At 60.1% G+C, this 21,009-nt stretch carries 17 protein-coding genes; 14 read left to right on the top strand and 3 right to left on the bottom strand.

All coding sequences use genetic code 11. From position 1 onward, the window contains the following. Positions 1–78: 78 nt before the first annotated feature. The gene (gene clpX / locus QP934_RS02435; RefSeq protein ID WP_419126708.1) at positions 79–1,374 is read left to right on the top strand and encodes an ATP-dependent Clp protease ATP-binding subunit ClpX; all 1,296 of its coding nucleotides are present in this window, start codon (positions 79–81) and stop codon (positions 1,372–1,374) included. 69 nt (positions 1,375–1,443) lie between these two features. Here the strand turns inward: clpX and QP934_RS02440 are convergent, their stop codons facing one another. Continuing rightward, positions 1,444–2,208, bottom strand: coding sequence for a TetR/AcrR family transcriptional regulator (locus QP934_RS02440; protein ID WP_419126709.1), 765 nt, complete (start codon positions 2,206–2,208; stop codon positions 1,444–1,446). A 373-nt stretch (positions 2,209–2,581) separates the two neighbouring features. On the opposite strand from QP934_RS02440, the gene QP934_RS02445 reads away from it, so the two are divergent. From QP934_RS02445 to QP934_RS02475, 7 genes are all read left to right on the top strand, one after another. After that, positions 2,582–3,532, top strand: a complete 951-nt coding sequence (locus QP934_RS02445) for a malate dehydrogenase (protein ID WP_419126710.1) — start codon at positions 2,582–2,584, stop codon at positions 3,530–3,532. A gap of 80 nt (positions 3,533–3,612) precedes the next feature. Continuing rightward, positions 3,613–6,333 (top strand): valine--tRNA ligase, encoded by a 2,721-nt coding sequence (locus QP934_RS02450; protein WP_284836891.1) that lies wholly within the window; start codon positions 3,613–3,615, stop codon positions 6,331–6,333. Next, positions 6,333–7,868 (top strand): bifunctional tetrahydrofolate synthase/dihydrofolate synthase, encoded by a 1,536-nt coding sequence (gene folC, locus QP934_RS02455; protein WP_419126711.1) that lies wholly within the window; start codon positions 6,333–6,335, stop codon positions 7,866–7,868. Before QP934_RS02450 ends, folC begins: the two co-directional genes overlap by 1 nt. After that, a complete protein-coding gene (locus QP934_RS02460) occupies positions 7,865–8,377 on the top strand; it encodes a DUF4233 domain-containing protein (RefSeq protein WP_049377216.1) in 513 nt (170 codons plus the stop codon). The genes folC and QP934_RS02460 overlap by 4 nt, the downstream gene beginning before the upstream one ends. 54 nt (positions 8,378–8,431) lie before the next feature. Next, a complete protein-coding gene (locus QP934_RS02465; RefSeq protein WP_225746550.1) occupies positions 8,432–8,743 on the top strand; it encodes a hypothetical protein in 312 nt (103 codons plus the stop codon). A 78-nt stretch (positions 8,744–8,821) separates the two neighbouring features. After that, positions 8,822–9,232: a nucleoside-diphosphate kinase gene (ndk, locus tag QP934_RS02470; RefSeq protein ID WP_419126712.1), complete on the top strand. Its 411-nt coding sequence runs from the start codon at positions 8,822–8,824 to the stop codon at positions 9,230–9,232. 160 nt (positions 9,233–9,392) lie between these two features. Then, positions 9,393–10,697: an exonuclease domain-containing protein gene (locus QP934_RS02475; RefSeq protein ID WP_419126713.1), complete on the top strand. Its 1,305-nt coding sequence runs from the start codon at positions 9,393–9,395 to the stop codon at positions 10,695–10,697. A gap of 13 nt (positions 10,698–10,710) precedes the next feature. Here the strand turns inward: QP934_RS02475 and QP934_RS02480 are convergent, their stop codons facing one another. After that, positions 10,711–11,061, bottom strand: coding sequence for a metalloregulator ArsR/SmtB family transcription factor (locus QP934_RS02480; RefSeq protein ID WP_337887791.1), 351 nt, complete (start codon positions 11,059–11,061; stop codon positions 10,711–10,713). A gap of 108 nt (positions 11,062–11,169) precedes the next feature. On the opposite strand from QP934_RS02480, the gene arsB reads away from it, so the two are divergent. Beyond that, complete coding sequence (gene arsB, locus QP934_RS02485) at positions 11,170–12,234, top strand: ACR3 family arsenite efflux transporter (protein WP_198491934.1); 1,065 nt, start codon at positions 11,170–11,172, stop codon at positions 12,232–12,234. Here arsB and QP934_RS02490 read toward each other — a convergent pair. After that, positions 12,231–12,998, bottom strand: a complete 768-nt coding sequence (locus QP934_RS02490; RefSeq protein WP_419126714.1) for a hypothetical protein — start codon at positions 12,996–12,998, stop codon at positions 12,231–12,233. The genes arsB and QP934_RS02490 overlap by 4 nt on opposite strands. Positions 12,999–13,201: 203 nt before the next feature. Here QP934_RS02490 and QP934_RS02495 point away from each other — a divergent pair, with 203 nt between their 5' ends. The 5 genes from QP934_RS02495 (at position 13,202) to proB (ending at position 20,983) form a co-directional block, all read left to right on the top strand. Further along, a complete protein-coding gene (locus QP934_RS02495) occupies positions 13,202–17,068 on the top strand; it encodes a translation initiation factor IF-2 N-terminal domain-containing protein (protein WP_419126715.1) in 3,867 nt (1,288 codons plus the stop codon). A 226-nt stretch (positions 17,069–17,294) separates the two neighbouring features. Beyond that, entirely contained in the window at positions 17,295–17,600 is a 306-nt protein-coding gene (gene rplU, locus QP934_RS02500) for a 50S ribosomal protein L21 (protein WP_049377209.1), read from the top strand. 42 nt (positions 17,601–17,642) lie between these two features. Next, the gene (rpmA, locus tag QP934_RS02505) at positions 17,643–17,921 is read left to right on the top strand and encodes a 50S ribosomal protein L27 (protein WP_005324079.1); all 279 of its coding nucleotides are present in this window, start codon (positions 17,643–17,645) and stop codon (positions 17,919–17,921) included. Positions 17,922–18,158: 237 nt separating this feature from the next. Further along, positions 18,159–19,691, top strand: coding sequence for a GTPase ObgE (gene obgE, locus QP934_RS02510; RefSeq protein ID WP_419126716.1), 1,533 nt, complete (start codon positions 18,159–18,161; stop codon positions 19,689–19,691). 59 nt (positions 19,692–19,750) lie between these two features. After that, complete coding sequence (proB, locus tag QP934_RS02515; protein ID WP_419126717.1) at positions 19,751–20,983, top strand: glutamate 5-kinase; 1,233 nt, start codon at positions 19,751–19,753, stop codon at positions 20,981–20,983. The last annotated feature ends 26 nt before the right edge of the window (positions 20,984–21,009 follow it).

Genomic DNA, 21,009 nt, shown 5'->3' on the forward strand with positions numbered 1-21,009 from the left:
AGATTAAGCCGCTCGGAAGGGTAGAATCGTCCTTCCAACTGTGGATAGCGGTACGAAAAGCGAGTGTGAAAGAACTTAATGGCACGTATGCAAGAAAGCGCTGACCTGCTCAAGTGTTCCTTTTGTGGCAAGAGTCAGAAGCAGGTGAAAAAGCTCATCGCCGGCGGCGGTGTCTACATCTGCGATGAGTGCATCGAGCTATGCAATGAGATCATCGAAGAGGAACTGGGCCAAGAGCAGGCGCAGGAATCCTCCGATGCGGAGGTGCGCCTGCCTCGGCCCTCGCAGATTTCCGCCTTCCTTGATAAGTACGTCATCGGCCAAGACAAGGCCAAGCGCGTGTTGTCTGTGGCAGTGTATAACCACTACAAGCGCATCAAGGCCGAAGAGTCGGCCGCATTGGAGGCCCGCCGCAGGAAGGCCGAGGGCGATGAGGTGGAGATTTCTAAGTCCAATATCTTGATGTTGGGCCCCACCGGTTCCGGTAAGACCTACCTAGCGCAGACCTTGGCCCGGCTTCTCGATGTCCCCTTTGCCATCGCCGATGCCACCAGCCTCACCGAGGCTGGCTACGTGGGCGAAGATGTGGAAAATATCCTCCTGAAGCTGCTGCAAGCCGCGGACTTTGACGTGGAGCGTGCCCAGCGCGGCATCATCTACGTCGATGAGGTGGACAAGATTTCCCGCAAGTCCGAAAATCCGTCCATTACCCGCGATGTCTCCGGTGAGGGCGTGCAGCAGGCGCTGCTGAAGATTCTAGAAGGCACCGTGGCGGCCATTCCGCCACAAGGCGGCCGCAAGCACCCGAATCAGGAGTTTATCCAGCTGGATACCTCCAATATCTTGTTCATTGTGGCCGGCGCCTTCGCGGGCCTGGATCAGGTCATTGCGGATCGCGTGGGCAAGAAAGGCGTGGGCTTTGGCGCCAACTTGGATACCAAGGACGAGCGCGAAAAGGTTGACCTTTTCTCCCAGGTGCGTCCCGAGGACCTAGTGAAGTTCGGCCTTATTCCAGAGTTCATCGGCCGCCTACCTGTCGTGGCCACGGTGGATAACCTGGACCGTGAATCCCTGGTGAAGGTGCTCACCGAGCCAAAGAACTCGCTGGTTAAGCAGTACAGCCGCCTCTTCGAGATGGATGACTGCGAATTGGAGATTGAGCCTGCGGCTTTGGATGCCATCGCGGAGCTCGCCTTGGAGCGCAAGACGGGTGCGCGTGGCCTGCGCGCCATCATGGAAGAGCTTTTAGTCCCGGTCATGTACGACCTACCGGACCGCGAAGACATTGCCACGGTGCATATCACCCCAGAGTGCGTGACCGAGGGCGCGGAGCCGCAGTTTAGCTATAAGGATGAGGCAAAAGAATCTGCCTAAGGGCTCTCCGCTTACATCCCTGCCACTGTCCGCAGGCAGGGTAGGGCGTGGGCCGGAAGGCCCGCGCTATTACTCCTCGCTGTAGATATCCTGCGGGGAGGCCTCGTCGCCTTCCTTGGTATCGAACGAGGACGAGGTGAGGTAGGACTCGTGGCCCGAGGCCGGAATATTGGCGGTCAAAAACGCCAGCACAGCATCAACGGTGAGCCTATGCATGCCGTCGATATTTTCTTGGGTATTGAAATTAACGCCCAGCATGTTTTCCACCATCACCTGGTTGGTTACGCGGTAGACCGTCAACGAGGAAATCAGGGTGAAAATGTCATTGGCGGAGATGCCGGGGCGGAAGGCGCCGGCATCTTGGCCCAAGAGCAGCAGGCGGTCGAGGTGGAGGGCTACCCCGGCGACGTCGGCAATAGCCTGCTGTGCCGGGTCCAGAATCTGCTGGTTAGTTTCCCACACCAGCATTCGGATGGCCTCCGGGTTGGCTACGCGCTCGCGAAAGAGCCAATCCACCAGTTTGCGCACGCCTTCGACCGGAACCGTGGTATCGATTTCCAGGGCATCCTCAGGCGGATTGAGGCGCTGCGCGGCGGTGCTCAGCGCTCGTAGGTAAAGGCCCTTCTTATCACCAAAGTGGTAATGGATCATGCGCTTGGACATGCCGGATTCTTGGGCGATGGATTCCAGCTTGGTTTCTGCAAAGCCAAAGCGAGAAAACTGCTTGATCGCAATGTCCACCACGGAGTCAATGCTGACGGACTCCGCGTGGGCCGCGAGAGCAGAATCTGCCTGGTCTGCAGCTTGCAGTGGGTCAGTATTCTCAGTGCTCATTGCGTAAGTCCTTAATCCTTGCGGCGCGGCGGTGGCGCGGGAAACGGTTGTCTCATAGTGCGGGAGTAGGAAATCCCTAGGCATTCTGGGTGTGCAGCGTGGGGGAGTGTCCCGCATTTCCTTTTCCTATCATGCCCGATTAATCACCCCGTGCGGGAGTATCTGGCCCATTGGGGGCGCTAATTTGGAGGTAAATGGGGGTAATTTAACGCAAGTGCTCTAGATTTTCCCTCCAAAAGAGGGGGCCAGATTCACAGCGCGGATGCTGGCAGTGGGGCTAAGCTCGGTGATGGATTACATTCCGTGGCGGTGCGAGCACACTGGCTCGCGTGTGCCGCCCATGTCGCAGCCATTATTGAGGAGGCTTTACACCATGACCCAGCCCGTCAAAATCACTGTCACCGGCGCCGCCGGCAACATCGCGTATTCGCTGCTGTGGCGCATCGCTGCCGGTGATGTGTACGGAAAAGACACCCCGGTAGACCTAGCGTTGCTGGAAATTCCTGCTGCGGTGGAAAAGGCCCAAGGTGTAGCCATGGAGCTCAATGACTCCGCCCTGCCGCTGGTTAACTCCATTACGGTTACTGATGATCTCAAGGAAGCCTTTGAAAACACCTCCGCTGCCTTCCTTGTCGGCGCTCGCCCACGCAGCAAGGGAATGGAGCGCGCCGACCTGCTGGAAGCCAATGGCGCCATCTTCACCAAGCAGGGCAAGGCCATCAATGACTACGCCGCGCGCGATGTCCGCGTGCTAGTTGTGGGCAACCCGGCTAATACCAATGCGCTCATCGCGGCGAATAATGCACCGGACTTGGATGATTCCCAGTTCACTGCCCTCATGCGCTTGGATCACAACCGCACCCTGAGCCAGCTAGCGCTAAAGACCGGCAAATCCACCACCGATTTCACCAACGTGGCGGTCTGGGGCAACCATTCTGCTAGCCAGTTCCCGGATATTACCTACTCCAACGCTGAGGTGGACCAGGAGTGGTACCGGGAGGAAATGATCCCCAAGGTGGCCAAGCGCGGTGCGGAAATTATTGAGGTACGCGGCAGCTCCTCGGCCGCTTCGGCGGCGTCGGCAGCCGTGGACCACATGCATGACTGGATCCATGGCACCGAAGATTGGCGCACCGCGGCGGTAGTATCGGACGGATCCTACGGCGTTGACAAGGGCCTTATTTGCGGATTCCCCACAGTCAGCCGCAATGGCCAGTGGGAGATTGTGCAGGGGCTCGAGCTCACTGAATTCCAAAAGGAGCGCATCGAGGCCTCTGTGGCCGAGCTGCGCGAGGAGCGCAAGGCCGTGGCGGGCCTGCTCTAAAACCTGCTCGGTGCGCACCTCATACTCGGTGCGCACCCTGCCTGGCTGAGCCGGTTGACGCGCAAGGTAGAATCGGCCAGGTGACTGAGCAAAATAATGAACAATTAGTTGGTACCAACCGCGCCGATGCGCTGCCTAAGTCGTGGGAGCCGCAGGCCGTAGAGAAGGACCTCTATGAGGGCTGGGTAGAAAAGGGCTACTTCACTCCGGATGCGAATTCGGAGGCCGAGCCTTATTCCATCGTGCTGCCGCCGCCGAATGTGACCGGTCAGCTGCACATGGGCCACGCATTGGACCACACGCTGATTGATTCCATTATCCGCCGCAAGCGCATGCAGGGCTATGCCACCCTGTGGTTGCCCGGTGCCGATCACGCCGGCATTGCCACCCAGACCAAGGTCGAAGCCAAGCTCAAGGAGACCGAGGGCAAGAAGCGCTGGGATTATGAGCGCGAAGAATTCATTGGCAAGGTCTGGGAATGGAAGGAGCAGTACGGCGGCACCATCCAGAACCAGATGCGGGCCATTGGCGACTCCGTAGACTGGTCCCGCGAGCGTTTCACCTTGGATGATGGCCTCTCCCGCGCCGTCCAGACCATCTTTAAGAACCTCTATGATGAGGGCATGATCTACCAGGCCAACCGCCTGGTGAACTGGTCGCCGGTGCTAGAGACCGCAGTGTCCGATATCGAGGTGGTGTACAAGGACGTCGAGGGCGAGCTGGTGTCCATCCGCTATGGCTCGCTCAATGACGATGAACCGCACCTCATCGTGGCCACCACCCGCGTGGAGACGATGCTGGGTGACGTTGCCATTGCCGTCCACCCAGACGATGAGCGCTACGCCGACTTGGTGGGCAAGGAGCTGCCGCACCCGTTCCGCGATGACCTGACGCTCAAGATCATCGCCGATGACTACGTAGACATGGAATTCGGTACCGGTGCGGTGAAGATCACCCCGGCACACGACCCGAATGACTATGCAATGGGCACCCGACACGACTTGGAGATGCCTACCGTTATCGATACCACCGGCCACATTGCCAATACTGGCACCCGCTTCGACGGACTGACCCGCGAGGAAGCCCGCGTGGAGATCCGCGAGGCGCTGCGCGAGCAGGGCCGCATTGTTAAGGAAATCCGCCCGTACGTCCACTCCGTGGGCCACTCGGAGCGCTCCGGCGAGCCCATCGAGCCGCGCCTGTCACTGCAGTGGTTCGTGGACGTAGCCAAGATGGCCAAGGCCTCTGGCGACGCCGTGCGCGAGGGCGATACCACCCTGCACCCGCAGTCGCTCGAGCCGCGCTACTTCGAGTGGGTCGATGACATGCACGATTGGTGCATCTCCCGCCAGCTGTGGTGGGGCCACCGAATTCCTATCTGGTACGGGCCAGAAGGTGAGGACGGCCAGCGAGACATCGTCTGTGTCGGCCCTGATGAGGAGCCGCCGGCAGGATACGAGCAGGATCCGGACGTGCTGGATACCTGGTTCTCCTCCGCGCTGTGGCCATTTTCCACCCTGGGCTGGCCAGAAAAGACCCCGGATCTGGAGAAGTTCTATCCCACCAACGTGCTGGTCACCGCCTATGACATCTTGTTCTTCTGGGTGGCCCGCATGATGATGTTCGGCACCTTTGCCGGCACCCACACCCCGGAGCTTTTGGGTGAGGGCACCGATGGCCGCCCGCAGGTTCCGTTCAAGGACCTGTACCTGCACGGCTTGGTCCGCGATGAGCAGGGCCGCAAGATGTCTAAGTCCTTGGGAAACGGCATTGACCCGATGGATTGGGTGCGCGATTACGGTGCGGATGCCCTGCGCTTTACCCTTGCCCGCGGCGCCAACCCCGGCGTGGACCTGCCGCTTGGCTCTGATGCCGCCGCGGCCGCCCGCAACTTTGCTACCAAGCTCTTTAACGCCACCAAGTTCGCGCTTATGAACGGCGCTGGAGTGTCCACGCTGCCGAACCGGGCGGAGCTTAGCGACGCCGACCGCTGGATCCTCGACCGCGCCGAAGAGGTTCGCGCCAAGGTGGATGCCTACCTGGATGACTACCAATTTGCTAAGGCCAATGAGCTGCTCTACCACTTCACCTGGGACGAGCTGTGTGACTGGTACTTGGAGATTGCCAAGACCCAGATCCCGCGCGATGGCGTAAGCGAGCAGGGCCGCAATACCCAGATCGTGTTGGGTCGCGTGCTCGACGTTGTTCTGCGCCTGCTGCACCCGACCATGCCATTCGTCACCGAGGTGCTGTGGAAGGCGCTGACCGGCGGCGAGTCCATCGTCGTGGCACCATGGCCAACCGTTGCCGATACCAATGGTGGCGCCACCAAGGATGAGGTGGCCGCCCGCCGCATCGAGGACGCCGATAAGCTCATCACCGAGCTGCGCCGCTTCCGCTCCGACCAGGGCGTAAAGCCTTCCCAGAAGGTGCCGGGCCGCCTCGACTTTGCCGCAGCGGATCTCGCCGGCCAAGAGGAACTGGTGCGCAATCTGGCCAATACCACCGCCCCGGGCGAGGATTTCGATCCTTCCGCCTCCATCGAGGTACGTCTTTCCCAGGCCACCGTGGAGGTCACCCTGGATACCCACGGCGCCGTGGACGTAGAAGCCGAGCGCAAGCGCCTAGAAAAGGACCTGGCCAAGGCCAATAAGGAACTGGAGCAGACCGGCAAGAAGCTGGGCAACGAGAACTTCTTGTCCAAGGCACCGGAAGAAGTGGTCAATAAGATCAAGGAGCGCCAGCAGATCGCCCGCGAAGAGGTCGAGCGCATCACCAGCCGTTTGGAGGGCCTGAAGTAGTGGCGGATAAGGACAAGGAGACAGAGGACTTCGAAATCGTCGATGCCCTCAAAGAAGGCACGGACGGTGGCCCGGTGGAAATTACCGAGTCCGGCCTGACGCTCAACTTGGGCATGGGCAGCGAGGATGAGTACAACGAGGCCGCACCACAAGAGGTGTCGGCCGAGGAGTTGCGCGCCCTTGCGGAGGTGGAAGAAGAACTCAACGAACGCTGGCCGGAGACCAAGATTGAGCCTTCCCTTGATCGCATCGAGATGCTCATGGATTTGCTGGGCCACCCTGAACGTTCCTTCGATGTCATCCACATTGCCGGTACCAATGGCAAGTCCTCTACCGCGCGCATGGTGGATTCGCTCCTGCGGGCCTTCCACCGCCGCGTCGGCCTGGTCACCAGTCCGCACCTGCAGCGCGTTACCGAGCGCATCGGCATCGATGGCCAGCCCATCCATCCGCGCGACTATGTGCGCATCTGGCACGAGATCAAGCCTTTTGTGGAGATGGTTGATGCCCAGTCGGACGTTCCCATGTCCAAGTTCGAGGTCCTCGTCGGCTTGTCCTATGCCGCGTTTGCTGACGCCCCCGTGGACGTCGCCGTAGTAGAAGTCGGCCTCGGCGGCCGGTGGGATGCCACCAACGTGGTCAATGCGGACGTTTCCGTCATTACTCCGGTGGGCTTGGATCACACGGATTACCTGGGCGATACCCTCGCAGAGATTGCCGGTGAAAAGGCCGGCATTATCAAGCCGCGCGAGGATGCTGATGATCCGCTGACCCCCAACGAAAACATTGTTGTCATCGCCGAACAGGCCCCGGAAGCAATGCGGGTTATCTTGCAGCAGGCCGTGGAAGTAGAGGCGGGCGTGGCCCGCTCCGGTTCCGAGTTTGCCGCCCTCGAGTCCCGCATCGCCGTTGGCGGCCAGCAGGTCAATATCCAGGGCCTTGGCGGTCTGTACGAGGATATTTTCCTACCCCTGCACGGCGAGCACCAGGCCAAAAATGCCGCCGTGGCCCTTGCTGCGGTGGAGGCATTCTTCGGCGCCTCGGCCGGCCACCCGCTGGATGTTGCGACCGTGCGCAATGGCTTTGCCCAAGCGATTTCGCCCGGCCGCCTGGAGCGCGTGCGCACCTCGCCGACGACGTTTATTGACGCCGCCCATAATCCACATGGCGCCAAGGCACTAGGTGCTGCACTGGACCGTGATTTCGACTTCGCCCGCCTCATCGGTGTGCTCTCGATCTTCGCGGACAAGGACGCTACGGGCATCCTTACCGCGCTACAGCCGTACCTCACTGAGGTAGTCATCACCCAAAACTCCTCGCCGCGCGCCCTCGATGCCTACGACTTGGCAGAGACTGCCCGCGATATTTTTGGCGAGGAGCGCGTGCACGTAGCCGATAACCTGCCGGGCGCCTATGCCCAGGCCGTGGAGCTTGCCGAGGACGCCGAGGTCCAGTCCGGCTCCGGCATCATCATCACCGGCTCGGTCGTCACCGCTGGTGATGCCCGCGCGATGCTTGGAAAGGAACCTGCATGAGCCGCGATAATCACCACCCAGGCGGAGAGCGCCAACCCCGCCCGCCCCGCAGCAGCCGTGCCCGCGGCCGCGAGGAACATATCCCTGAAAGCGAGATTGGGCCCCTGGGCATGGGTCAAGCTCCAGTCAAGGACCCACTTAAAAGCTTCAACGGGATGGTCATTGCCAGCTCCCTGACCATGGAGGCGCTCGCCCTATCCTTCGCACTGCCGATGCTGTACAAGCTGTATGACGGTACCTTGTGGACCCCCTTCAACTACGGCTTTGTCATCGCCGCAGTGGTATTCCACCTCGTGATGATCGCGTTCATGAATAAGAAGTGGGCGCTGTCTGTCATCGTATGGGCGCAGCTGTTGTGCGTCATTGTGGGCTTTATGGTCCACTGGGCCGTGGCCGCCATCTTCATCATCTTTGGCATGGAGTGGCTACTGGCCGTCTACCTGCGCAGCAACCTCATCGCCCGCATGAAGCGCGGTTACCTCACCACGCAGCACCTCAACGAGAAATAGCACGGTAGCCTTGACGCCTTCGGCGAGTGGGCAAGACGCGATAGACTGGCGGCCATGCGCACTCTCTATCTCGTCCTTGCCGCACTCGCCTGCGTCGCCGCGGTGGTAGCCCGCGCCGCGACGGGAACGCCGTGGCTACCGCTAGTCGCCCTCATTATTGGCGGCGTTTTTCTGGTTTTGGCCCTGCGGAGCAACTTCGAGCCGGCCAAAGAAGCCACCTTCGAGGATTTGGATAAGGAACAGCGCGCGGAGCTGCAACGCCTGCTGGCCAATGGCCAGTTTGGCGCCGCAGTAGGCCAAGTGCGCCTGTGGTTTCGGGGCACCTCGCAGGAGCGTGCCGAAGAGATAGTTAAACAACTCGCATAGCCCTGGACCCCATACTTTTACCCCAAAGGAATACCCCAGCGCGCGACGCATGCGTGCGGTTTCGGTACAGTGTGGGGCATGACTGAACGTACACTGATTCTCATCAAGCCGGACGGCGTAAAGAACGGCCACGTAGGCGAAATCATCTCCCGCATCGAGCGCAAGGGCCTGAAGCTGGCCGAGCTCGACCTGCGCGTTGCTGACCGCGAGACCGCGGAGAAGCACTACGAGGAGCACAAGGATAAGCCATTCTTCGGTGACCTCGTCGAGTTCATCACCTCCGCACCGCTTATCGCTGGTGTTGTCGAGGGCGAGCGCGCCATCGAGGCATGGCGTCAGCTGGTTGGCGGCACCGACCCGGTCTCCAAGGCCACCCCGGGCACCATCCGCGGCGACTTTGCTCTGACCGTTGGCGAGAACATCGTGCACGGCTCTGACTCCCCTGAGTCTGCAGAGCGCGAGATCGCTATCTGGTTCCCGAACCTTTAAGTCTTACCAGCGTTTCGTACGCACTTAAGCCCGAGCCACCGGCTCGGGCTTTATTCATAGCGTCACCTGGTCCTCCGTTATATGGACAGCGAGCAGGAGCGCAACATGCCTACACTGGTGCGGCTAAGAACTATTTTCAACAAGACGTAGGGAGGCGCATATGCGCGGCTACGCGGTCGTAGACATTGAGACCACCGGATTTTCCTATAAGCACGGGCACCGCATCGTTGAAATTGGCGTCGTGGAGCTATCGCCGGAAGGAGCAGTGCAGGATTCCTGGGAGACGCTCATTAACCCGCAACGCCATATCGCGGCCACGGAAATTCATGGCATTTCCGCCTCTGATGTTCTTGGTGCGCCCACCTTTGTGCAAGTAGCGGACAAGCTGGCTAATTCTCTCGAAGACCGCATATTCGTTGCTCACAATGCGGGATTCGATCGGTCCTTTATTCAGTCCGAGCTGCTGGCTTGTCGAGCCTGTTCTCAAGAGGCGTTGCCGACGATCGATACGGCCGTATTGGCACGCAGGTATCTTGGTCTTCCCAAGGTGAAGCTGGGGGATTGCTGCGCCCATCTGGGAATTCATAATGAGTTGGCACACTCCGCATTGGCGGATGCGATGGCCACGGCGCAACTATTCCAGCATTTCCTAGCCAATACCCCGGCAGCCCAAGAGGACTATATGAGTGAGCGCTTGGCTGAGCAACAGCTGTATCGCAGCCTGGCACCCCACCCGGGTTGGGCGGAGCCGGCACTTCTCAGCCGCGCAGCTGCGGAATCCGCCAAGCAAGCGGCACAGTACGGCGGCTGGTTCGCTGGGCTCGTCGCACAACGTGAGACGCCATCGAATACGGCTGCGGAAGACTATTTCAAGCTTCTCGATGCCGCCTTGCTCGACCGCCGCCTCTCCGCCACCGAGCAAACCCAATTGCTGGCCTTTGCTCAAGCACATGGGCTCGATGAACATGGTCTGCGCGAGCTGCATGAAGCCTATATCACGCTGCTGATTGAAGAAGCCTGGGCTGATGGTGTTGTCACGGCTGAGGAACGCGCCATCCTGGCTTCTGCCGGCCGCGCCTTGGGGATCCCGGCTACTGATTTCGAGGCTGCCGTAGACCCCGACACCGCTCCACAGGCAGAAGGTCGGCATGGTGCCCCTAGTGAAGAGGCGCCGCAAGGTTCTGAAGAGGACGGCAGTATTGGCGGACTCGCCAGCATGGGCGGCATTGTGGTGAGCGCTGGCGAGCGAGTAACCATTACCGGCGCTAAGGCCTACTCGACTGCGGAATGGGAAGAGTATTTTGCCGCGCACGGCGTGGAAATTGGCGGCCTAGCCAAAAAGACTAAGGTGCTCATCGCCGGTGACCCGGACTCGCAATCGGGCAAAGCCAAGAAAGCGAAGCAGTATGGCATTCCCATCGTTGCGGAAGACGTCGCCCGTGAGGTCATTCACTTCGCAGACTAGGACTGGAGTTCTCCTAATCGAAGGAGAGTAACTGGCGCAGTGTGCGGAAGGCTTCCTTTTGCACTCGATGGGTAACGGTACGGCCCGATTGTTGCTTGATTAAAAGACCGGATTCCCTCAACTTACCGAGGTGATGAGATACCGTCGGTTGGCTAAGGCCGGAAAGCTTAGTTAATTCCGTAACGCTCATCGGGCCGCAGCCCTCGTCGCACAATATGGATAGCAGGCGCAGGCGGGCTGGGTCAGCAAGTACTTTAAATTGCTGGGAAAAGCGGAGGGAGTCGCCCTGGCTGAGCGGGCCACTGCTCAGGGAACAGCACTGTGCATCCGGGGTGTTGTCGGCATTGCTAGGGGAGGAGTCCATGCACACAGTATAAGGAGCCTTCCTCCCACTCCGTTATATTGACGAGTATCAATATGGGTGATTAAAGTACTGCTCGAAAGTTGAATTCCTCGTCGCACAAGGAGAGCCATGGCCGTTACGCAACGCCCAAAGTTGTCATTTCTCGATAGATTCCTTCCCGTTTGGATCATCATGGCCATGGCTGTGGGGCTATTGATAGGCCACTTCCTGCCAGGCATTGGAGAAGCACTGTCTGCTCTAGAGGTTGGCGGTATTTCTCTTCCAATCGCGCTGGGCCTGCTAGTTATGATGTATCCGCCCCTGGCTAAAGTCCGCTATGAAAAGACCCGAGATATTGCTGCCGATGGCCGGTTGATGGTGGTATCGATTGTGTTGAACTGGCTGGTGGGGCCTGCATTGATGTTCACCCTGGCGTGGATTTTTCTTGCCGATCAGCCAGAGCTGCGAACCGGCCTGATTATCGTTGGGCTAGCCCGTTGTATCGCAATGGTCCTAGTGTGGTCCGATCTATCCTGCGCCGATCGGGAGGCCACCGCCGTTCTTGTCGCCATAAACTCTGTATTCCAAGTAGCCATGTTCGGTGTGCTGGGATGGTTTTATTTGCAGATTTTGCCAGGGTGGTTGGGGCTAGATACCACCTCTGCTGATTTCTCTTTCTGGTCCATCGTCACCGCGGTTCTCGTATTTTTGGGAGTCCCCCTGCTGCTTGGTGTGCTCTCACGGGTCTGGGGTGAGAAAGTCAAAGGCCGCGAATGGTTTGAAAACCGCTTCCTTCCGGCAGTTTCTCCCTTGGCGATGATCGGCTTGCTCTATACCATTGTTTTGCTATTCTCCCTGCAGGGAGAACAGTTGGTAGCGCAGCCCACGGCAGTGATCAAGGTTGCGATTCCGTTGGTCATCTACTTTGTTGGAATGTTTTTCCTAGCTTTGGGTGTAGCAAAGGTCGTGGGAATGAACTACGCGCAATCCGCTTCCGTTGCGTTTACCGCAGCTGGTAATAATTTCGAACTAGCCATCGCGGTTTCCATTGGCACTTTTGGGGCGGCGTCGGCACAGGCTCTCGCCGGTACCATCGGGCCGCTTATTGAAATTCCGGTACTTGTCGGACTCGTGTACGTAATGCTCTGGATAGGGCCGAAGCTTTTCCCCGGAGACAAAAGCTTGCCAAATTAACGTCGGCCCACTTGATACAAACAGCGCACCCCAGTCGCCGTGATGGTGATGGTCCACTTTGCAGGCGCGGTGCGCAGGCCCATTCGGCTCAGCTTCACCAGGTCCGCCTTTGCCAAAGCATCGAGGTGCTCGCATAGAGGGTCGAGGTCTACCCGCATGAACTTCGAGAGGGCAGTGGAATTAATCGTGTTTCCCTGCACCGCGCCGGTGGCGACGAGGGCGGTGAGGATGTCCGAGTGGGCGTCGGCAAGCTGCAAACGAGCCTCCGTAACCCCGTCGAGCGGGTCCTTTTCCAAAATCTTGTTAATGCGGCGCCGGCCGATGCGGAAGGACTGAGAAAACATGCCCCATATGCCCAGCGGCAAGCCAAAGGCCCACCATGCCCCGGACAGAATTCCGGCAACGGGCGGGGCCAGCTCTACCTCTGGAAGCAGGTTGGCCGCGCTCAGTGGCGCCATGATCAATGGCGCAGCGATTGGGATAAACGGGGCGATATAGGCAATCGTGGGATAGTCGCCATCGCGGAATTCCTCTTGCGCAGCGTTGATGCCGCGCGGGTAATTGTGGATGAGGTGCACCAACCCCAGGACCGCAAAGACGGCAAAAACACCGGCTCCCATCAACATATAATCCACGCCTGTGTTGGCGAAGCCCATGGCAAAGCCGGCCGGCACGCCGAAGTAAAGCGCCGAGCGCACTGGGACTTCATTGCGGTGCCTATGCTGCGCCAGCTCGCGGGCGGGGATTCGTGCTAGTTCTGCCACGCTGCCAACATAACACCGCCTGCCAGCCTGGCCGCGTTTCTGTGACACAATGGGGGATAGCGCGTACGAGACGCGGCATAACTTCATATCCCACAAACTTTTATAGCGCACAGAAAACCTCGTGCGGCGGCGGTACGGTCTTCGGCCGTGCCTGCGCCCGAGGCCGCGCCCCATAGAGACGATATACAGGAGTAAGCCCGAACATGGTGGCACAGAACTCTCAAGAAACAACTGAAAGCCTCAAGGCAGCGGCGTCTTTGGCCCAGAACCTAGACCGCAGCCAACTCAAGGACAAGACCCGCGTGTATTCCCTAGCCAAGCAGCTGGGGCTTTCCTCGCGCGAGTTAGTGGCACAGCTTAAAGACATGGGCTTGAAAAAGAGCGCGCAAAGCTCCCTTTCCCGCGAGGAAGCAGGCCAGGTGCTCGATGCTGTGGCGAATGCCGCTGCGGTTGCCGACGCCCCCGCGGGCGATACCACTGAAGCACCGGCTGAAGAGCCCGAGGACAAGCCTGCTGCGCAACCGGAAGAAAACCCGGACGAGGAAACAGAAAAGAAGCCAGCGAAGAAGCGTGTCAAGCGTGCCCGCAAGGCCACCCGTAAGTCCGCCGCACCAGCGCCCGAAGAGCCGGCAGATACCGCCGAGTCAGAGGAAGGGGAGCAGACCACGGAAGACGAAGAACACCTGCGCCACCGCGTGCGCAAGAACGTGGATAACGAAATCTCCCAGATCGAAGACAAGGTAGAGGCATCGCTTGCTCAGGCTGCGGCCGAAACTGGCGCAACCACCGAGGACGCCGAGCACGCTGAAGCAGAAGTACCCGAAGCAGCAGAAGCCACGGAGGAGGCGGAAAAAGCACCTGCGAGCGGCTTTGATACCGGAACGGTTGATGCGGCAAAGCTGCACGAGGCGCTGGCAGAAGCCGGCGAGGACTTCGAGGATGACTACTACGCCCCACACATCGTCCCACGCGCCGAATCCGAGGAAGACTCCGGGCACTATGACTTTGCGCCCATCTTCATGGCCCCGCAGCAGGACGAAGCTGCGGCATTTGCACCGGCTTTAGATGCAGCGGAGGAGGACTTCTCGGCCGAAGACTCCGCAAGCGACGACAACGAGGATGCTGCAGACTCCGCCGCAGAAAGCCGCGAGCACTCCGGCCCCGACCGCGGTTCCGGAAAGCCTGAGGGCCGCCGCCGCGGGCGCCGCGGCGCATCCCGCGGACGCGGCGCCGGTGCGAAGCGTGAAGAGCAGGCAGACGAGCCCGAGCACATTGAAGAGCCGAAAGCCATCCGCGGCTCCACGCGCATCGAGGCTCAGAAGCGCCGCCGCGCGGAATTGCGCGAAAAGGGCCGCACCCGCCAGCACATCGTCTCCCAAGCGGAGTTCCTCGCCCGCCGCGAAGCCGTGGAGCGCACCATGGTGGTGCGCGATAAGGAGCGCGAGGACGGCGCCGGCATTATCACCCAGGTGGGCGTGTTAGAAGATGACCTGTTGGTCGAGCACTTCGTGACCACCGAGTCCCAGGCCTCGCTCATTGGCAATATCTACTTGGGTCGCGTCCAAAACGTGCTGCCGTCTATGGAGGCGGCCTTCGTGGATATCGGACAGGGCCGAAACGGCGTGCTCTACGCCGGTGAAATCGACTGGCGCAAGACTAAGCTGCACGGGCGCGCCCGCAAGGTAGAAAACGCCCTGAAGTCTGGTGACCAGGTGCTGGTTCAGGTGGCTAAGGATCCCATCGGTCATAAGGGCGCGCGCCTGACCACCCAGATTTCCCTTGCTGGCCGCTACCTGGTCTACGTACCGGGTGGGCGCAGCGCCGGCATTTCCCGCAAGTTGCCTGCCCCAGAGCGCAAGCGCTTGAAGGATATCCTCGGCCGCGTGGTTCCAGGCGATGGTGGAGCGATCATCCGCACCGCTGCCGAAAACGTACCGGAAAAGGCAATCGCTACCGACGTCAACCGCCTGCACAGCCGGTGGGAGGACATCGTGGCACACGCTAAGAAGGAAAAATCCTCCAAGGGTGCCAAGCCGGTGACCATGTATGAAGAGCCGAACATGCTCATCAAGGTGGTGCGCGATCTCTTCAACGAAGACTTCACTGAGCTCATCGTCGATGGCAAGCGTTCCTTTAATACCGTCCGTGCTTATGTGGATTCCATGGCGCCAGACCTTGCGGACCGCGTAGTGCGCTACCGAGCCAAGGACCACGGCGGGCAGGATGCCTTCGAGGCTTACCGCATTGATGAGCAACTGCATAAGGCGCTCTCGCGCAAGGTATGGCTGCCCTCCGGTGGCACGTTGATCATCGACCGCACCGAGGCCATGACCGTGATTGATGTCAATACCGGAAAGTTCACCGGTTCTGGCGGCAACCTGGAGGAAACGGTAACCCGCAATAACCTCGAGGCGGCCGAAGAAATCGTGCGCCAGATGCGCCTGCGCGATCTCGGCGGCATGATCGTCGTGGACTTTATCGATATGGTCCTGCCGGAAAACCAGGATCTGGTGCTGCGCCGCCTGAAGGAAGCCTTGGGCCGCGATCGCACCCGCCACCAGGTCTCGGAGGTGACGTCGCTGGGTCTGGTGCAGATGACCCGCAAGCGCCTCGGTACCGGCTTGGTAGAAACGTTCTCCACCGAGTGCGAGTGCTGTAACGGCCGTGGCATCATCATTCACCAGTATCCGGTGGATGAGGCCGAGGACGAGCACCGCTCCAAGCATTCTGGCCGCAAGCCCAAGGCGCACAAGAAGCAACACCACGATCCGCAGCAGCACCCGGCTGCGGTGGCGATGCATAAGCACGAGCTTGACGACGCCGCCGAAAGCTCCTCCAAGCCTAAGCGATTTAAGAAGACCCAGGCGCCGGTCTACGGTACCGAGAGCGAAGAGGCCGCACGGGAATCTGCGAAGACGTCGCTGGAAGATCTCGTAGCGAACGTCGTTGTAGATGAGCGCGGTCCGGCTCAGTCGCACGCTGGATCGGAAGAGCACAGCGGGGACCATGACCGCAGCAAGGAGCGCGGACGTGGACGCGGTCGCCGCCGTGCGCGCAAGCACACCCAGACTCAGGTATCCGATATCGAGGCCATCGCGTATGCCGCGGCGGATAATGCTGCCGAGAGTGACGAGGTGCAGGAATTTAATTCCTACGTCCCCGATGCGGATACGGAAGCCGATTCGGGTGCTATTGCGCAGGTCCACCCAGGTGCTGGGGCGGGCTCCAAGCGTGGCAAGAAGCCGCGCCGGGCGACGCGTCGGTCTAAGGCCACGCGTGCAGCTGCAGGCGGCGAGCAGAAGATTACCGAGAAGGCAACGGCTACGGAGACGGCAATTGAAAAGACCTATGACGAGGCAGTAGCTGAGTTTGAGGCTTCCCCGCGCCGCAAGCGCCGCACCCGCGGAAATTCGCGCTCCGATAGGCGCCCGCAGCCGCAGGATTTCGCGGTCTCCGGTGAGCAGGACTCTGTCGACGCCGACGATAATGCCAACGGCGCTGAAGCCCAGCGCGGACAGAAGAGCTCGCGCGAAGAGCGCAAGGCTCGCGGGCGTGGCCGCCGTCGTGCGGTGCGCACCCGGCAGGCCACGCATCGGACCACCTCGCGCGTGCCGCACGAGGTCAAGGAAAAGGCACAGGAGCACGAGCACAAGCAGGCGGGCGGGTCCGCCGAGCAGCGCCATGAAAAGGCCGCTGGCGCCGCGCGTGCGGGGCGCGCCGGTGGCAAGGGCCGTGGGCGTCGCCGTGCCGTGCGCCAGGCCGCTTCTAAGAAGGCGGTAGCAGAGAATCCGAAGGCAGCGAAGACCGCCCAAGGCCGTTCGACGCAGCAGGGTGGATCGCCGGATCGTTCCGATGCTGGCCAGCGGGCGACCACGGGCGATACCAAGGTGCTGCGCCGCGGAAAGAAGAGGGCGGTGCGCAAGAAGGGGACGTCGGCAAGCGTCAAGGCCCCAAAGGCGCAGGATAACGCAGCTCAGAAGCAGTCTTCTGCGAGCGGTGCGCACAAGGAAATGTCGCGCGCTAAATCTGGGCGTGGCCGACGCCGCGTAGCACGGCGAAGCACGTCTTAGGGCTACGCCACGCGGGCACAAAAAGCGTGGTTTGTATTTTGTGCCCGCTACGGGGTAGTCTTTGACAGTCGCTGTTTAGTACTCACGGCGCTGGATCAGTCCGACACTCACTTAGTGAGCTGTGCGGGCATGTTCGCGCGGGAACTAAACGCAATGTGTAAGTGTCCATTCGGAACGCGGCCTCCCCGGTTGCTTCCGAGCGAGTTTAGATAAGGGGTAACCCTCTATGTACGCGATCGTCAAGACCGGCGGCAAGCAGTACAAGGTTGCTGAAGGTGACCTCGTCAAGGTCGAGAAGATCGAGGGTGAGCCAGGCTCTGCCGTAGCTCTCACCCCGGTTCTGCTCGTCGATGGCGCCGATGTTAAGTCCAAGGCTTCCGACTTGGAGAAGGTTTCTGTCTCCGCAGAAATCGTTGAGCAGGGTAAGGGCCCGAAGGTCGATATCCTGAAGTACAAGAACAAGACTGGTTACAAGAGGCGTCTGGGCCACCGTCAGCCTGTGACCACCTTGAAGATCACCGGTATCAAGTAAGCCTTAACCGGCTGTAATTATCCCTAAAGGAGGGAAAACCACATGGCACACAAGAAGGGTGCTTCCAGCTCCAGCAACGGTCGCGATTCCGAGTCCAAGCGTCTCGGCGTCAAGCGCTTCGGTGGTCAGCAGGTTAATGCCGGCGAGATCATCGTGCGTCAGCGCGGTACCAAGTTCCACCCAGGTGAGAACGTAGGCCGCGGCGGCGACGATACCCTGTTCGCGCTTGCAGCTGGCTCCGTTGAGTTCGGCATCAAGCGTGGCCGTCGTATGGTCAACATCGTTCCGGCTGAAGAGGTTGCTGCAGAGGCAACTGCCTAACTAAGGCCGATGAGGTTAATCCTCGAGTCTGCCCCAGTGAGGGTGGCTCGAGGATTTTCTGGTTTTGTGGATACCGAAACGAGGCTTCACCCGGATAATAGATACACCACGCTAGCGGACACAACCGATGGGATGGCCGACTAGGTAGGCGGACTCAATCCGGTTGCGGTTGGAGTCCAGCCCAAGACACGCATTACACTGGCGGGGACAAAGATTTAACTAACGGAGGGTTTGACCATGGCACGTTTTATTGACCGCGTTGTCCTGCACCTGCAAGCAGGCGACGGTGGACACGGCTGTGTGTCTGTCCACCGCGAGAAGTTTAAGCCTTTGGGCGGCCCAGATGGCGGCAATGGCGGCCACGGTGGCGACATCATCCTCGAGGTATCTGAGCAAATCCATACGCTTATGGATTTCCACTACCGCCCGCATATTAAGGCCCAACGCGGCGGCAATGGTGCCGGCGATATGCGCAACGGCGCCCGCGGCGAGGATCTGATCCTTGAGGTTCCCGCCGGCACGGTGGTGCGCAATGAAAAGGGCGATACCCTGGCTGACCTGACGGTGCCAGGAACCCGCTTTGTTGCTGCTGAAGGCGGCTTCGGTGGCCTAGGCAACGCCGCGCTCGCCTCCAAGAACCGCAAGGCACCGGGTTTCGCTCTACAGGGTGAGCCTGGCCAAGCGCACGATCTAATCCTCGAGCTGAAATCTATGGCGGATGTGGGGCTGGTGGGCTTTCCATCGGCAGGCAAGTCCTCGCTTATATCGGTGTTATCGGCCGCAAAGCCCAAGATCGGTGATTATCCCTTTACTACGCTGCAGCCGAACCTCGGCGTAGTGGATATGGGAGATAGCTCCTTTACTATCGCGGACGTGCCGGGGCTTATCCCAGGCGCGGCCGATGGCAAGGGGCTCGGTCTAGACTTTTTGCGCCATATTGAACGCACGGCGGTGCTTGCCCATGTGGTAGATACTGCCACCATTGAGCCCGGCCGTGATCCGGTCTCTGATATTGAGGCGATGGAAAATGAGTTGGCAAAGTACCAGGAGGCTTTGCAGGAAGATACTGGTTTAGGGGATCTGCGTGAGCGCCCCCGCGTCATCATCTTGAATAAGGCAGATGTGCCTGAGGCCGAAGAGCTGGCGGAATTTGTCAAGGATGATCTGGAAGAGAAGTTTGGCTGGCCAGTCTTTATTATTTCGGCCGTCGCTCGCAAGGGTCTGGATCCGCTGAAGTTCCGGCTCATGGATATGGTGACTGAGCACCGCAAGGCCCAGCCGTTGCCAAAGAAGGATAAAAACCACACCGTTATCCATCCCAAGGCCCAAGGCCATAAGAAACATACCGGCGCGTTTGCTGATTTCACCGTCAAGGCCGATCCGGATGTCGAAGGTGGCTTCATCGTTGAGGGCAAGAAGATTGATCGCTGGATTACCCAGACTGACTTTGAAAATGATGAGGCAGTGGGTTTCTTGGCGGACCGCTTGGCCAAGGCGGGCGTGGAAGACGAACTGCGCGAGCAGGGTGCTGTAGAGGGCTGCCCGGTTACTATCGGCGGCATTACGTTTGAGTGGGAGCCGATGACCGGCGGCGATCCAACAATGGCTAGCCGCGGCGAGGATGCTCGCCTTAAAGGAACTGCCCGTGCTTCTGCAGCGGAGCGCAAGCGCGCCTCGCAGGCACGCCGCGGCCTTATCGATGAATACGATTACGGCACCGATGAAGAGGTCACTCGCGAGGGCGCTAACCGCGATAGGTGGCAGGGCTAGTCCCAGATCCCCCTATTCTTGGGGTGTGCTGGAGGGTGGGCTTTGTAAACTCGGTTGGCATGTCTTCTGATGAACAGAAAGAGCCCATCCTTCCACTTCCGGTAGAGCCTTTTGACGGACCTACCGCTGATACTCCTTTCCCGGAACCGCTCGATGAAAATCCGGTGGCGTCCGGTTTTGAATCGGATCTCCGCCGCGACATCGCGCAGGCAAAGCGCGTGGTGGTCAAGATTGGTTCCTCTTCTCTAACAGACGAGAATTTCCGCGTTTCGCAAGAAAAGATCGATCACATCGTTGATGCCGTCCATGCGCGCATGGGCCGCTCTGATGTCATCATCGTGTCTTCCGGTGCGGTTGCCGCCGGTATGGGCCCGCTCGGCCTGCACCAGCGCCCCACCGATTTGGCTACTAAGCAGGCCTCCGCGTCCGTCGGCCAGGTGCATTTGGCCTCTGTGTGGGGCCAGTCCTTTGCGCGCTATAAGCGCACCATCGGCCAGGTCCTCCTCACCGCCTCCGATACGGGGCACCGCGACCGTGCCCGCAATGCGCAGCGCACCATTGATCGCCTGCGCCAGCTGCGCACCATCCCGATCGTGAATGAGAACGATGCGGTGGCGACGTCGGAAATGCACTTTGGTGATAACGATCGCCTTTCTGCGCTGGTGGCCAACTTGGTGGGCGCGGACGCGCTCTTCCTATTTTCTGACGTGCCTGGTTTGTACGATAAGAACCCCGCCGAGCCGGATGCCAAGTTCATCGATGAGGTGCGCACCGGCAAGGACTTGAAGGGCGTTGTGGCTGGTGATGGCGGCAAGGTCGGCACCGGCGGCATGGCCACCAAGGTTTCCGCGGCCCGCCTGGCTACCCGCGGCGGCATTCCAGTGCTGCTGACCTCCACGGATAATATCGGCCCCGCGCTTGCCGACGCCTCCGTGGGCACCGTCTTCCACACCCGCGAGGAACGCCAGCTGTCCGCCTGGAAGTTCTGGGCGCTCTACTGCGCCGATACCGGCGGAGCCGTCCGCCTCGACGAGGGCGCCAAGGAGGCCGTCACCAAGGGCGGCACCTCGCTGCTCGCTGTCGGCATTACCGACGTGCAGGGCGAGTTCAATAAGGGAGAAATCATCGATATTCTCGGCCCAAATGGCGAGGTTATCGGCCGCGGCGAAGTCCGCTTTGACTCCGAGGAGCTCCACGCCATCAAGGGCAAGAAGATGGAAGACCTGCCCGAGGACCAGTGCCGTTCCGTCGTCCACGCGGATTACCTCTCCAACTTTGCCTCCCGCATCTAAAACCCAGGGCTGAAATTCCCCGTATG

The sequence above is a fragment of the Corynebacterium sp. MSK122 genome (assembly GCF_030229435.2).
Taxonomy (GTDB): Bacteria; Actinomycetota; Actinomycetes; order Mycobacteriales; family Mycobacteriaceae; genus Corynebacterium; species Corynebacterium marquesiae.

Excerpts from the sequence above, each read along its gene's own strand:
- clpX (WP_419126708.1), top strand. The coding sequence starts at position 79 with ATGGCACGTATGCAAGAAAGCGCTGACCTGCTCAAGTGTTCCTTTTGT.
- QP934_RS02440 (WP_419126709.1), bottom strand. The coding sequence starts at position 2,208 with ATGAGCACTGAGAATACTGACCCACTGCAAGCTGCAGACCAGGCAGAT.
- QP934_RS02445 (WP_419126710.1), top strand. The coding sequence starts at position 2,582 with ATGACCCAGCCCGTCAAAATCACTGTCACCGGCGCCGCCGGCAACATC.
- QP934_RS02460 (WP_049377216.1), top strand. The coding sequence starts at position 7,865 with ATGAGCCGCGATAATCACCACCCAGGCGGAGAGCGCCAACCCCGCCCG.
- QP934_RS02465 (WP_225746550.1), top strand. The coding sequence starts at position 8,432 with ATGCGCACTCTCTATCTCGTCCTTGCCGCACTCGCCTGCGTCGCCGCG.
- ndk (WP_419126712.1), top strand. The coding sequence starts at position 8,822 with ATGACTGAACGTACACTGATTCTCATCAAGCCGGACGGCGTAAAGAAC.
- QP934_RS02475 (WP_419126713.1), top strand. The coding sequence starts at position 9,393 with ATGCGCGGCTACGCGGTCGTAGACATTGAGACCACCGGATTTTCCTAT.
- QP934_RS02480 (WP_337887791.1), bottom strand. The coding sequence starts at position 11,061 with ATGGACTCCTCCCCTAGCAATGCCGACAACACCCCGGATGCACAGTGC.
- arsB (WP_198491934.1), top strand. The coding sequence starts at position 11,170 with ATGGCCGTTACGCAACGCCCAAAGTTGTCATTTCTCGATAGATTCCTT.
- QP934_RS02495 (WP_419126715.1), top strand. The coding sequence starts at position 13,202 with ATGGTGGCACAGAACTCTCAAGAAACAACTGAAAGCCTCAAGGCAGCG.
- rplU (WP_049377209.1), top strand. The coding sequence starts at position 17,295 with ATGTACGCGATCGTCAAGACCGGCGGCAAGCAGTACAAGGTTGCTGAA.
- rpmA (WP_005324079.1), top strand. The coding sequence starts at position 17,643 with ATGGCACACAAGAAGGGTGCTTCCAGCTCCAGCAACGGTCGCGATTCC.
- obgE (WP_419126716.1), top strand. The coding sequence starts at position 18,159 with ATGGCACGTTTTATTGACCGCGTTGTCCTGCACCTGCAAGCAGGCGAC.
- proB (WP_419126717.1), top strand. The coding sequence starts at position 19,751 with ATGTCTTCTGATGAACAGAAAGAGCCCATCCTTCCACTTCCGGTAGAG.